The following is a 12897-nucleotide window of genomic DNA, read 5'->3' as shown; positions in this document are numbered from 1 at the left end:
CAAGGAGCAATGCGTTCATCGCCATCGCTTCGAGAGCATCCAGCACGCGACCCGCGTCATCGGTGACTGGATCAGCTTCTACAACAACCGCCGCCCTCATCAGGCCCTTGCCATGCGCACACCTGCCGAGGCATTCAGATTAGCGGCTTAAACTGAGCAGATTCCGCTGGGTCAATACAGTCCAAGCATGTATTTCATGAGAAAGGTAGCGCCTGACCGTGGGCATGTCCAAATTCTGATATTTTCTAGGCTATTGGAAAGCTGATTTCGAATGCGCGTGGACGTCCCCTACGATTTGTCGCCGGTTAGCCTCGCGGGGTTCGCCTGCATGCTCCGAGATCTTCCAGACGCAGCCGAATACGAGTTCCACTTTGGCGGCGAGCGTTGGTTCCCTCCGTTTTCGATGCTGCTCCTTTCTGCTCTGCTTCGCCAGTTCCGAGGCAATCGACCAGAAGCTCGTCGACGAGCACGGAATCATGAAAACCACTCATACGCAGCGCATTTCGGCTTCTTCCGATCTTTTGGTCTCCAACATGGGAATGCTCCCGGTGAGGCACCTGGAAGTTCTAGGTACGTTCCGATCAGCGAGCTTGATGTCGCAGAGATTCGCCAAGAGGCATTCGACTCCTTTCAGGAAGTAGGAGACGTAATTGAGGGGAAAGCCGCCGAGCTTGCTGGGCTACTTACGCGCCATCAGCAGGGAGAATTGCAGGATACCCTTACATATTCCATCCGCGAGATCATGCGAAATGTCGTCGAGCATAGCGGTTCTGAAAAGATATACATTTGCGCTCAATATTGGCCCCAACGCCATAAAGTGGAAGTTGGAATTGTCGATGACGGCATCGGCATCCATAGGGCTCTCACCGGGAACCCAGCCTTCGATGGCTTGACGGAACCGGAAGCCCTTCAGATGGCCTTGATGCCCGGAATCTCCGGGAATCCTCACGCTGGGCGGGGTAACGACCAATGGAACAATTCTGGCTACGGCCTCTATATGACCAGCCGCATCTGCCGGAACGGTGGAAGTTTCCTGTTATGTTCGGGTGGAACCGGAATTGAGCTAAGCCACGAAGGGAAGCATACATTCGACTCGGATTTCCGAGGGACTGCAATCAGGCTAGTGATCGACACAGCCAATTTAAGTGCATTGCGGGAACGTCTCCAACAGTTTGCGGCGCAAGGACGAGTTGCAGCCGCTCAGATCGCCGGCGCCAACGTCAACGTTGCTTCTACTGCATCTCAGATGCTTACCCGAGATTTCCGGCAAGAATAGGCATCATAGAGCCGTAAGGCGTTGTAATCTTGTGAAGGCGACCAAGCGGCGCAAAGGAGCTGCTTCGGGAGTCAATGGAAACTCGCCTGAAAGGATGTCGCGGTCAGCGAGACATGCGCGTCCAGCGGCGGGTGCAGCTCGAACGCCTTCGGTCCGCGCGCGAAGTTCCAGAGCCGGAACAGGGACCATTCCGAGCGCCGCTCCTCGGCCACGGCCAGCTCGTTGCGGCTGATGTGGAAAGGGGTACGCTCCCAGCCATTCGTCGTCTTCACCTCGATCAGGCGCGGACGGCCGTCGGGTGCAAAGCTGGCGATATCGTAGCCGGCGCCATCGCCGTCCTCCGCCGAAACCCACCGGACCTTGCGCGCAAGATCGTCGCGGCCCGCTGATTTCAGGGCTGCACGCTCATGCGCCAAGACGCGCTCCTCACCGGCACGGCCGAGGGCGCGGTTTCGTTCGTCTCTCGCCGCGACATCGAATTTGCGGGCGATGTGCAGCATCTGCTCCAGCTCCTGCGGCGGCGGCTGGTTCGACAACGTGGGCGGCGGCCCGATCCAGATCGGCCGCGCCTCCGCGAGGCCGGTCGTCACTCTGGTATCTGAATGGCGGCCGAGCCATGCCGGGTTCAGCGCCAGCCAGCGCGCCACGGCATCCACCAGCGTCATCTGGAAATTGAAGGCGGGCTTGTATCCCGGGATCCAATCCTCACCCAGCCCCTTCAGCACGGCGCTGATGTTCTGGTGCTTGAACTCGACCGATCCCTCGGACCGATTATTCAACAGCGGCAGAAGCCCGCGCCGATGCTCGGCCTTGTTGTAGGGGCGACCAGAGACGTCGTCGGCCAGCATCGCGAAGTAATCCGCGACGATCAGGTCGTTCTCTTGATCGGTCCAGGCCCCGTTTGACATCACGCCAGGCTAAGGGCGGAAACTGCGTTTGTCATCAGAGACTTCGCGCAAGACACCCAAGACATACCAACGACCACGCCGCCCGTGTCGCGTCGCCATCTGTTTTGAGACAAGCCGGAACCAGCGAAACAGGGACGCAGCGCGCCCCGGTCAGTTCGTTGAAATCTATGGGGGTTTTGAACCCGTCTCGCCGAGAGCGAGGGGCGGGTGGAAAGAGACGGTGGGCGTTTGGAGACCGATCTCGCGCGGCAGGCCAGTCTCCGAAGGGCGGATGGTCCCTGCAAACCCCTTTGGCACATAAAGAAAAAGGCCCCGCGAGGGACCTGTTTTCGGGTTTGCACTGAGCAAGTGGCGGACGGGATGGGATTCGAACCCACGAGACGGTTCCCCGCCTACACACTTTCCAGGCGTGCGCCTTCGACCACTCGGCCACCCGTCCGGGGCCGTGTCTAGCCGCAAAGCCGGGGGCGATGCAAGAGGCTCCGTCAACTTGCGAAACCGCAGATGCGCACAGGCTCCGTGCCCCGCTTTCGCCCTACCCGACCTTGCCTCGCCCCGGGGCTGTGCCTAGGCTGGGCGCAGCCCATCCCCGAATGCCCGCGAAGGAAATCCCATGCAGCTGCCCGTCGAGCCCGGCCAGACCGTCCGCAGCGAGAAGATGCGCGACGCCTGGCGGCTGTCGAACATGCTGCTCGGCATCATCGCCTTCGCGCTCGTGCTGTTCTTGCTGGTGCAGGCGCGCTTCGTGCTGATCTCGCTCGCCATCGCGATCATCCTGTTCTCGCTCACCTCCGAGGCAATCGCGGCGATCGGGCGGGTGCGGATCGGGCCGCTGCGGGTGCCAAGCTGGCTCGCCTCGATCGTCGCCCTCGCGCTGATCGCCGCGGGGCTGCTCACCGCCACCGCGGTGCTTCTGGCCCAGGCGAACGAGGTGGTGACGATGGCCGTCGCCTATGCCGGGCCCGCACAGCGCGCGCTCGCCAGCCTATTCGGCTGGATGGGCGCGGATGTCGAACAGGCGGTGCTCGAATCGATCCAGAAGATCGAGATCGCGGGATATCTCAGCACGCTCGCCGGGCAGGCCTCGAATCTGCTTTCCGCCGTGGTGCTGGTCATTCTGTTCGTGGGCTTCCTCTTCGCCGAGCGGATCTGGTTTCCGGCGAAACTCGAGAACCTGATGGGCACCCCGGAAAGCGCCCGCAACGTCGAGCGCACGGTGGCGCGGATCATGCGGCGGGTGAACCACTATCTGCTGGTCAAGGCCGCGGTCTCGGCGGTCACCGGCGCGGCGATCTGGGGGGTGTTCACCCTTGGCGGCTATGAACTTGCGCTGCCGGTCGCGGTGCTGACCTTCGCGCTGAACTTCATCCCCTCGATCGGCTCGATCATCGCCACCGTGATCGCCGGGCTTGCGGCCTATATCCTGAGCCAGGACACGGCGGCGGCGCTGACCGTCTTTGCGATCTGCAGTGCGTTGCAATTCGTCATCGGCAACATCATCGACCCGATGCTGATGGGCCATGCGCTGCGGCTGTCGAGCTTCGGCATCATCATCTCGCTCGCCTTCTGGGGGGCGGTGTGGGGGCTGCCGGGGATGTTCCTTGCGGTGCCGATCATGGTCGCACTGATGATCGTCTGCGCACAGTCGCAGACGCTGCGCCCGCTGGCGGTGATCCTGTCGCGCGAGGGGCGGCCGGACGGCGAGACCTGATCCCGCCGCCCGGCCCCGGCCTCAGCGGTTGTCGCCTTCCTCGGCGCCGTCATTGTCCGACAGCGCGACCGCGTCGCGGCCGGCATCAAGCGGATCGGTCGGCGGCGCGACCGGCTGGGCCGGCTCGTGCGGCACGACCCCATGCGGCACGCTCTGCGGCGCGGCACTGGCCGCCCCGGCTTGAACCGCCGTTGCCAGCACCTCGGGGTTGCGCAGCCACAGGTCGCGCTGCGCGAAGGGGATCTCGATCCCCTCCTCGACGAAGCGGGCGTTGATCTGGTGGTTGATCTCCGAGCGCACGCGGGCGGAGAAGTTCACGTCCGACAGGATCGCGCGGATCTCGAAATTCAGGCTGTCGGCGCCGAAATCGGTGAACAGCACGAAGGGCTCGGGGTTCATCATCACCAGTGGATGCGCCTCGGCGATCTCCTGCAGGATGCGCGAAACCTTGCGGGTGTCAGAGCCATAGGCCACGCCCACCGGCACGATCAGCCGCCCGGTCTTGTTCGCCCGCGTCCAGTTCGTCACCTGGCCGCTGATCAGATCGGCGTTCGGCACGATCACCTCGGAGCGGTCGAAGGTCTCGATCCGGGTCGAGCGAACGGTGATCGCCTTGACGATGCCCTGCTGCGAGCCGACCTGGATCCAGTCACCCTCGGAGATCGGGCGCTCGATCAACAGGATGATGCCCGAGACGAAGTTCTGCACGATGGTCTGCAGGCCGAAGCCGACGCCGACCGAGAGCGCACCGGCGACGATGGCGAGCGAGCTGAGGTCGATCCCCGCGGCCGAGATCGCGAGCACCGCCGACAGGAAGATGCCGATGTAGCCGATGCCCGAGACGATGGCATTCTGGCCACCGCGGTCGAGCGTGGTCTTCGGCAGGATCGAGCTTTTCAGCGCCCCCTGCACCAGCCGCGTGACCGTATAGCCGATGGCGAAGATCACCACGAGGGTCAGGAAGATGGTGGGCGAGATCTTCACCCCGCCCAGATCGAAGCCGGCACGGAACTGCGTCCACAGCTCCATCAGGTCCTCGCGCCGCGCGCCCCAGATCAGCGCGAAGAGCGGCAGCGCGGCGAGCGTCAGCACGAAGCCCGCCAGCACCGGCACCAGCGCCTCGCGCCGGCGCTCTTCCGAGCGGGTGATGACCACCCAGAACTCGGCCACGAAGCCCTGCAGCACGGCGACGATGCCGATCAGGCCAAGCGAGGTGATCGCCGGCCAGATCAGCGCATTGGCGGCACTGACATAGCCGATCAGGCCAAGCACAGGCCCTGCGAGGCCCAGCACGATCAGCGCATTCGCGATCCAGCGCATCAGGTTCAGCCGGAAGGCCGCATCGTCGTCCTGCGCCTGCATGATCTTCAGCTGCCGGCGCACGAGCTGGCCGACGCGGAACAGCATCAGCCCGGCAAAGACCTGCAGCGGCGCCTGCAGCACCGAGATCGCGGCATCGGCGCGCGCGGCCACTGCCTGCGCCTTGTCCGAGGCAAGCGTGCCCGCGCCACCAAGGAAATCCTCGGCCCGCGGCGTGATCCAGTTGATCACCAGGTATTCCAGCCCGACGGCGACCCCCATCATCACGACGTGGAAGCGGCCCTCGGCGCGGCCCTCCTCGGCGAGGCCGAGCGCGCTTTCCGCCCCGGGCTGGCCCGGGAAGACGCGGCTGCCCAGCCACCAGGCGGCGACGATGAGCAGCAGCACCACCGGCAGCTCGCGGAACAGCTCCATCAGGATCGGTCCGAAGAGCGAGCTGAGCTGCAGCGCGGTGACCAGCAGCACCGCGCCGATGAAGGGCAGAAGCACCTGGCCAAGCGAGACGAAGCCCGAGATCAGGTTGCGCCCGCGCATCGCGGTCTTGCCCAGCAGCCAGCGGGTCATGCCCAGCATCCAGCGGCTGCCGCGCAGCATCAGGATGCCCGAGAGGATCACCAGCACCGCGATCAGGGGGGCGCTGTTGCGCAGCGTGTCGTAATTGCTCGGCTGGGTGAAGCGCCAGATCGTCTCGTCGTAGATCCACGCGCCCATCCAGCGGAAAAGCGACAGCCCTTCGGTCCAGTTCACCGGGTTCAGCGCCGAGGGTGAGAGCCGCAAGAGCTTGACCGCCTGGCGCTCGCGCACCAGCTTGTCGATGGTGCGGATGATGCTGTCGGCGCGCGTCGCCGCCTCGCCTGCGGTGATGCCCGGCGCCTGCAGCTTGGCCAGCGTGTCGGCCAGCTCCGCGCGTCGCTTGGCGATCGCGGGGTCTTCGGTCTGGCCCTCGGCCGGCGGATCGCCAAGCGCGGCGATCTGGCTTTTCACCGTGGCGATCTGGTCGGCGTTCACCCCCTGCGCCTCGGTGAAGGTGGTGCGCCACTGCACCATCTCGGCGCGCAGGTCGGACAGTTTGGTGTCCGAGATCTTCGCCTCGGACACCGTTTCCTCGGCGCTGGTCGCCGTCTTGTTCCAGCTCTTGTAATCGGGGGCGTCGGGCTCCTGCGCGGCCAGAGGCAGCGCAATCAGCATCGCCACGAGCCAGAGGCGCAGGACGCGGAGGATCATCCCTCGAACACCTCCGGCACGGCGCGGCCCGGACCGTCGAGCCAGGTCGGCACCGGCAGCCCCTTCGCCTTCAGGAAGGCGGGGTTGAACAGCTTCGACTGGTAGCGGTTGCCATAGTCGCACAGGATGGTGACGATGGTGTGCCCCGGCCCCATCTCGCGCGCCATGTGGATCGCGCCCGCGACGTTGATCCCCGACGAGCCGCCGACGCACAGCCCCTCTTCCGAGAGCAGGTCGAAGACCACGGGCAGCGCCTCGTCATCATGGATGTTGAAGCTCATGTCGGGGGTGAAGCCCTCGAGGTTCTTGGTGATCCGCGCCTGACCGATGCCTTCGGTGATCGACGATCCCTCGGCCTTCAGCACGCCGGTGGTGTAGAAGCTGTGCAGCGACGCCCCGTCCGGGTCGGCCAGGGCGATCTTCACCCCCTTCGGCTGCAGCGCCATGCCGGTGCCGGCGAAGGTGCCGCCCGAGCCCACAGAGGCGACGAAACCGTGCACCTGGCCCTGGGTCTGGGTCCAGATCTCGGGGCCGGTGGTCTCGATATGCGCCTGCCGGTTCGCCACGTTGTCGAACTGGTTCGCCCAGATCACCCCGTTCGGGTCGGTCTTGGCGAGTTCCCTCGCCAGCCGCTCGGAATAGCGCACGAAGTTGTTCGGGTTCGAATAGGGCGCCGCCGGCACCTGGACAAGCTCGGCGCCCGCAAGGCGCAGCATGTCCTTCTTTTCCTGGCTCTGGGTTTCCGGGATCACGATCACCGTGCGGAAGCCCATCGAGGCACCGACCAGCGCAAGCCCGATGCCGGTGTTGCCGGCCGTGCCCTCGACGATCGTGCCGCCGGGCTTCAGCTGCCCCTTGGCGATCGCGTCCTGAATGATGAACAGCGCGGCGCGGTCCTTGACCGACTGGCCCGGGTTCATGAACTCGGCCTTGGCGAGGATGTCGCAGCCGGTGATCTCCGACGCCTTCCGAAGCCGGATCAGCGGCGTGTTGCCCACGGCCGCGGCCAGATCCTTGCAGATGGTCATGCCAATATCCTCGCGCAGTGAAATCAGAAGCCCAGACTTAGGCCGCAACCGCGGCCGCCTCAAGCCCCGTCGGAGGCCCCCGCGCCCGTGCCGGCGGTGACGCCCGCCTCGGCCCGCAGCCCCGGGCGCAGCCGCGCCAGCCACAGCGCCAGCACGATCAGCGGCGCGTTTTCCGCCTCGCCGGTCTCGATCAGGGACATCAGCCCGTCGAAGGAGACGAGGTGGGAACGGATGTCCTCGCCCTCATCCTCGAGCCCACCAAGCCTGGCCGAGCCATCGGGCAGATCGGCAAGGGCCAGAAATGTGAAGAGATATTCGCTCTTCGCGCCCACCGAAGGGTAGAACCGCGGCGCCGCGATCAGCCGCGAGAGGGTGAGTCCCGCCTCTTCCTGCGCCTCGCGGCGGGCCGCCGACTCGGGCGTCTCGCCGGCATCGACACGCCCCGCGATCGGTTCGAGGCACCAGGGGTTCGCGTCGCCGCGGGCAAGCGGGCCGGTGCGGAACTGCTCGACCAGCAGCACCCGATCACGCACCGGGTCATAGGGCAGCACCACCGTGGCATCGCCCGAGACGAAGGCCGCGCGGTCGAGCGGTGGGCTCATCTTGCCGGTGAAGGTGCGGTGGCGCAGGGTGTAATCCTCGACCGCGAAGAATTTCGTATAGGGCCGGTCGAGCGCCTCGATCTCGATGTCGCCGGGTTGCGGGGTGCGGCGCAGCGTCGCCGGGCGTGGCGCCCGCGCCCGCACCCGTGAGGCGGCACGCACCAGGATCAGCGGATAGCGCTGCGCGGCGGCCTCGAGCGACAGCACCCCGCGCAGGGCCAGGAATTCCTCCGCCGCCTCAGTCACCGTCTCGCCCCAGCGGTCGCGCCAGGCGTCGAAATCCCATGCGACACCGGGCCGCCAGTGCGCGGCGCCCGCAAGATAGCTGCGCGCCGTCACCTGCCCGCCGCCGTCAAGGCTGACCTCGACCGGGCCGGCGACATAGCCCAGCTCGTAGAAATCAAGCCGCGGCACCTCGGCCGGGGCGACCTCGGCTACGAGGCCGCTCACCCCGGCGCCGCCCGGCACCAGCATCGGGAAGGACAGCTCCTCGCCATGTGCGTCAAGGGCGACGCGCGCCTCGTGGCCAGGAAGATGCGCCGCGCTTGCCTCGACCGGCCGCCCCAGAACCCGTTCCAGAAGCGGAAGATGGCACAGCGTGCCAAAGAAGAAATGAAGATCCGACACTGTTCCTGCCTGCCGCTGCCCCGTTCGGGCCGCGGCACGGTGTCATTGCCAGCGCCGCGCGGCCCAAGCCGAGAGGATAGCGGAAAGCACGCCCCCCAGAAAGAGCGTGACGATCACGTCGAGCTGAAACGCCGCACCACCAAGCACGACCCCCTGACCGAGGATGTCGGTCAGCGCCTCGGTCACGGCGTGGTAGCGGCCGCGCAGCATCCGCGCCACCATCTGCAACGCCCCGAGATAGAGCAGCACGGTCAGCGCCAGCCACAGCGCCCCGCGCATCCCGATCCGCGCCGCGCCGGCAAGCGTCGCCTGCGGCACGCTGCCGATCACCCGCCAGCCGATGAGCCAGCCGAAGGACATCGACACCAGCCCGAAGCCCTGGTCCTTCGTCCCTTCCGGCAGATAGGGCAGGATCGCCGAGGCGGTGAAAAAGCCGGTGAGCGCAAGCCCGATCCCGGCGGCCAGCTTCGCCGCCGTCGGCAGGGCTCCGCGCGAGCTGCGCAGGATCACTCTCTGCATCGGTCCCCTCGTCACATTCACACTTCGTCAAGCAAGAATGACTAGCAGCCGAATGTGGCGCAAATGAGGAGCGGCCTCAGCCCTTCAGCTGCTGATAGGCCGCAAGCGCCCGCTCGCGCCCCTCGGCCAGCCCGATCAGCGGTTCGGGCGGCGGCGCGGCGGGGTCGAGATGCCAGGACCGCGGCGCGGCCGCATGGAAGACCTGCGCCCCCGGCGCGCCGATGCCGAGGTAGCGGCGCCGATAGCGCCCGTCGGGGTCGAATTTCTGGGCCTGCCCCTCGGGGTTGAAGATGCGGAAGAAGGGCGAGGCATCGGGCCCCGAGCCCGCCACCCATTGCCAGCCCATCGCGTTCGAGGCCGGGTCCCAGTCGATCAGCGTCTCGGCAAACCAGGCCAGCCCGACGCGCCAGTCGGTCAGCAGATGCTTCGTCAGATAGGAGGCGGCGATCATCCGCGCGCGGTTGTGCATCGTGCCGGTGACGAAGAGCTCGCGCATCGCGGCATCGACGAAGGGCACGCCGGTCTGCCCGCGCCGCCAGCGCTCGGCCGCCGGACTGTCGCCCTGCCAGGGGAAGGCGTCCCACTCCGGGCGCCAGTTGCGGCTCCCCAGCTCGGGGAAATGGTGCATCAGGTGCCAGGCGAAGTCGCGCCAGACGAGTTCCTTCAGGAAGGTCTCGGCGCCCGCCGCGCCCGCGTCCATCGCGCGCTGGCCGGCGCGCCAGATCGTGCGGGCGCTGATCTCGCCCCAGGCGAGGTTCTCGGACAGGCCCGAAGTGCCGGGCTCGGCCGGCAGGTCGCGCCGCTCGGCATAGGTGTCGATGCCGGTTTCGAGGAACCGGTCAAGGCGCGCCAGCGCCGCCGCCTCGCCCACCTGCGCATGGCGCGCGACGACCGCCGCACCGCGGTTCATCGCCGCGCCGAGGCGCCAGTCCGCAAGGGCCTCGCTCGCGGGTGCGGTTGCCGGCGGGCGCAGCGCGGTGACGGGTGGCAGCGGCGCGCCCGGGTCGCGCCCGCGCACCGCCTTCCAGTAGGGAGTATAGACCCGATAGGGCCCGCCCTGCCCGGTCTCGACCGTCCAGGGATCGAACAGCACCTGCCCCGGGAAGGACCGCGCCTCGATGCCCGCGGCCTTCAGCGCCGCCTTGACCGCGGTGTCGCGCGCCTTCGCGGCCGGATCGAGATCGCGGCTCCAGTAGACCGCCGTCGCCCCGGTCTCGGCAATCAGCGCCAGAAGCGTGTCCAGCGCCGCCCCCCGGCGCAACACCAGCCGCGCACCGATCCGGTCAAGCGCCGCGGCGAAGGCTGCCAGCGCCTCGCCAAGCCGCCAGCGCGGGGCCGCGCCCCAGACCTCGGCCACCGGGTCGAGAACGAAGACCGGGATCACCGGACGACCGCTTGCGGCGGCGGCGGCCAGCGCCGGGTGATCGGCCAGACGAAAGTCCCGCCGCAGCCACAGAAGGATCGCCCCACTCTCACCCATGCCCGTCTCCCCGTTCCATTCACGCAACCCAAGTCCTTGCGAAGGCTCGCTTTCCCGCGCCCCCGGTGCGGCAACTGCCCCTTCGGCAGGCATCGCGCCGCGCTCACGGGCGAAACACGCAGGCCACACGACAATTTGCTTGTCGTGCCGTTTTCCGCGGTCTAGCGTCGCTTTCGAAGCCCCTCGCAGCTTCCCGCTGCATCCACTCATTACAGGATCACAGTGCTCTCATGAAGAAATCTTCCCTGCTCCTGGCCGGTGTCGCGGCCTCCGTCCTGGCGGCGCCCGCGCTGGCCGCCGACAAGGACCTGCTCGTCTTCGACTGGGCAGGTTTCGAGGTGCCCGGCCTGTTCGAGAAATATCAGGAGAAATACGGCGACAGCCCGACCTATGCCTTCTACGGCGATGACGACGAGGCCTATCAGAAGGTCGCTTCGGGCTTCAAGGCGGACGTCGTGCACCCTTGCTCGCAGATGGTGTCGAAATACCGCGATGCCGGTCTGATCGAGCCCTGGGACGTGTCGAAGATCCCGGCCTTCGCCGACATCGACCCGAAATTCCTCGATAGCCCGATCTTCAAGGACGAGGGCGGCGTGTGGTATCTGCCCACCGACTGGGGCGTGACCGCGATCGCCTACAACCCCGAGCAGGTGCCGGCCGAGGATGTCGCGACGCTGCAGGTCTTCGTGAACCCGAAATACAAGGGCCGCACCTCGCTGCCGAACTCGTCGGACGACGTCTGGGCGCTTGCCTATCTGGCCACCGGCGTCACCGACTGGACCAAGGTCACCGACGAGCAGTTCAAGGCCGCCGCCGACTGGCTGCGCAAGGCCAACGAGAACGTGCAGAGCTATTGGGCCGACCCCTCGGAAATGTCGCAGATCATGGCCTCGGGCGAAGTGCTCGTCGCCTGGTCGTGGAACGACGGCGTCGCCTATCTCAAGGCCGACAACTATCCCGTCGCCTTCCAGCGCGAGGCGAAGGAAGGCTCGTCGACCTGGTTCTGCGGCTATGTCAACATGAAGGACGCGCCCGGCTCGGAAGAGAAGGCCTATGACTTCATGAACTCCTGGCTGCGCCCGGAAGCCGCGCAGCCGCTGATCGACGAGATCGGCTATGGCCATTCGAACACCAAGGGCATGGCGCTGCTGTCGGAAGAACAGAAGCTCGACGCCGGCCTCGGCCCGATCAACGCGCCGATCCTCGCCCAGGTGCCGAACGATCCGAAGCTGCGCGAGAAGCAGCTCGCCGAGTTCGAGAAGATCAAGGCAGGCTACTGAGCCCTACCCGCACCGACCGTTCGGGGGCGCCTTCGGGCGCCCCTTGACTTTGGCCCTGCCGCCTCCCCCTTTCACATGCAAACGACAATCCGAGGAAAGACATCATGGCCGCGGCCGTTTCCTGGCAACGCGCCGAGGGCGCAGCACTGTTCATCGCCGCCATCGCGCTCTATCTGCACGCCGGGGCCGGCATCCCCTGGTGGGGGGCAGTTCTGCTCTTCTTCGCCCCCGATCTCGGCTTTGCCGCCTATCTCGCCGGGCCGAGGGTGGGCGCCGCGGGCTACGACCTCGCCCATCTCTATGCCGGCGGCGCGGCGCTGCTGGCGCTTGGCCTGATCGCGGCCCTGCCCCTCGGCACCGCGCTCGGCGCGCTCTGGCTGGCGCATTGCAGCTTCGACCGGATGCTCGGCTACGGGCTGAAGACGCCCGAAGGCTTCGGGCAGACCCATCTCGGCCCGATCGGCAAGGCGCGCTGACCGGCGCGCCCCCGATGCGCGCGGCCCCCTTGTGCCGCCCCTCGCCCCCCCCTATATTGTCTCTGTCCGGGGCAACCCGGACTATGGGCATAAACGCGCACAGAATAAGCGGATCGGACCCGGGGGCGGTACCCGGCGGCTCCACCAGAACTCCCTCGTTGGGGGCACATGGGGCCGAAATAGGATCGACGAACGTCTAAAGGTGTTTGCTTTGTCTCGGTGAGCTACCACCGTCATCGGTGCAAATTGTACAGTTGCCAACGACAACCGTGCTCCGGTGGCTCTGGCTGCGTAAGCAGTTCGAGTACCGAAACTTAAGTCCTTGCGCTTAGCCGCGTAAGGCGGGGCCCGCAGGAGCCTGGCAACAGAATCCTGCACCTCCCCCCCTCCGTTAACCCTTGGGTAATCGCATTCTGCAATTGTCTGCTCATCACGAGACGAGGCGA

General features: G+C 66.5%; 11 protein-coding genes, 1 tRNA gene and 1 other RNA gene. 6 read left to right on the top strand and 7 right to left on the bottom strand.

The window, feature by feature from the left end; genetic code table 11:
* The coding region (locus tag DYS74_RS19070; protein WP_147435480.1) for an integrase core domain-containing protein at positions 1–151 on the top strand (151 nt) is incomplete at its 5' end.
* Between the two features lie 177 nt (positions 152–328).
* Positions 329–1276: an ATP-binding protein gene (locus DYS74_RS18490; protein ID WP_147435504.1), complete on the top strand. Its 948-nt coding sequence runs from the start codon at positions 329–331 to the stop codon at positions 1274–1276.
* 71 nt (positions 1277–1347) lie between these two features.
* Here the strand turns inward: DYS74_RS18490 and DYS74_RS12365 are convergent, their stop codons facing one another.
* Together DYS74_RS12365 and DYS74_RS12360 are read right to left on the bottom strand one after the other, a co-directional pair.
* On the bottom strand, positions 1348–2184 hold the full coding sequence (locus DYS74_RS12365; protein WP_121533998.1) for a DUF3883 domain-containing protein: 837 nt from the start codon (positions 2182–2184) through the stop codon (positions 1348–1350).
* A gap of 349 nt (positions 2185–2533) precedes the next feature.
* Positions 2534–2623 (bottom strand) — tRNA-Ser (locus tag DYS74_RS12360).
* A gap of 174 nt (positions 2624–2797) precedes the next feature.
* Here DYS74_RS12360 and DYS74_RS12355 point away from each other — a divergent pair.
* The gene (locus DYS74_RS12355; protein ID WP_394342961.1) at positions 2798–3895 is read left to right on the top strand and encodes an AI-2E family transporter; all 1098 of its coding nucleotides are present in this window, start codon (positions 2798–2800) and stop codon (positions 3893–3895) included.
* Between the two features lie 21 nt (positions 3896–3916).
* Here DYS74_RS12355 and DYS74_RS12350 read toward each other — a convergent pair whose 3' ends face one another.
* The 5 genes from DYS74_RS12350 to DYS74_RS12330 all read right to left on the bottom strand — a co-directional run bounded on the left by DYS74_RS12350 (position 3917) and on the right by DYS74_RS12330 (position 10695).
* Positions 3917–6439, bottom strand: coding sequence for a DUF3772 domain-containing protein (locus DYS74_RS12350; RefSeq protein ID WP_121533997.1), 2523 nt, complete (start codon positions 6437–6439; stop codon positions 3917–3919).
* Positions 6436–7467, bottom strand: a complete 1032-nt coding sequence (locus tag DYS74_RS12345) for a cysteine synthase A (protein ID WP_121533996.1) — start codon at positions 7465–7467, stop codon at positions 6436–6438. The genes DYS74_RS12350 and DYS74_RS12345 overlap by 4 nt, the downstream gene beginning before the upstream one ends.
* Before the next feature lie 59 nt (positions 7468–7526).
* Complete coding sequence (locus DYS74_RS12340; protein WP_121533995.1) at positions 7527–8696, bottom strand: NUDIX domain-containing protein; 1170 nt, start codon at positions 8694–8696, stop codon at positions 7527–7529.
* Positions 8697–8738: 42 nt separating this feature from the next.
* Positions 8739–9215 carry a TrgA family protein gene (locus DYS74_RS12335; RefSeq protein ID WP_121533994.1) on the bottom strand — a complete coding sequence of 159 codons (477 nt, stop codon included), beginning with the start codon at positions 9213–9215 and terminating at the stop codon, positions 8739–8741.
* A gap of 76 nt (positions 9216–9291) precedes the next feature.
* The gene (locus DYS74_RS12330) at positions 9292–10695 is read right to left on the bottom strand and encodes a cryptochrome/photolyase family protein (RefSeq protein ID WP_121533993.1); all 1404 of its coding nucleotides are present in this window, start codon (positions 10693–10695) and stop codon (positions 9292–9294) included.
* Between the two features lie 230 nt (positions 10696–10925).
* Here DYS74_RS12330 and DYS74_RS12325 point away from each other — a divergent pair, with 230 nt between their 5' ends.
* The 3 genes from DYS74_RS12325 to ssrA all read left to right on the top strand — a co-directional run bounded on the left by DYS74_RS12325 (position 10926) and on the right by ssrA (position 12830).
* Positions 10926–11975, top strand: coding sequence for an ABC transporter substrate-binding protein (locus tag DYS74_RS12325; RefSeq protein WP_121533992.1), 1050 nt, complete (start codon positions 10926–10928; stop codon positions 11973–11975).
* Between the two features lie 104 nt (positions 11976–12079).
* The gene (locus DYS74_RS12320; RefSeq protein WP_121533991.1) at positions 12080–12451 is read left to right on the top strand and encodes a DUF4260 family protein; all 372 of its coding nucleotides are present in this window, start codon (positions 12080–12082) and stop codon (positions 12449–12451) included.
* 25 nt (positions 12452–12476) lie between these two features.
* Positions 12477–12830, top strand: a transfer-messenger RNA (tmRNA) gene (gene ssrA, locus DYS74_RS12315).
* Positions 12831–12897 lie beyond the last annotated feature (67 nt).

The sequence above is a fragment of the Paenirhodobacter hankyongi genome (genome assembly GCF_003664585.1).
Lineage (GTDB): Bacteria > Pseudomonadota > Alphaproteobacteria > Rhodobacterales > Rhodobacteraceae > Rhodobacter > Rhodobacter hankyongi.
The sequence above is the reverse complement of the archived record's forward strand: the minus strand, read 5'-3'. Positions and strand labels throughout refer to the sequence as shown.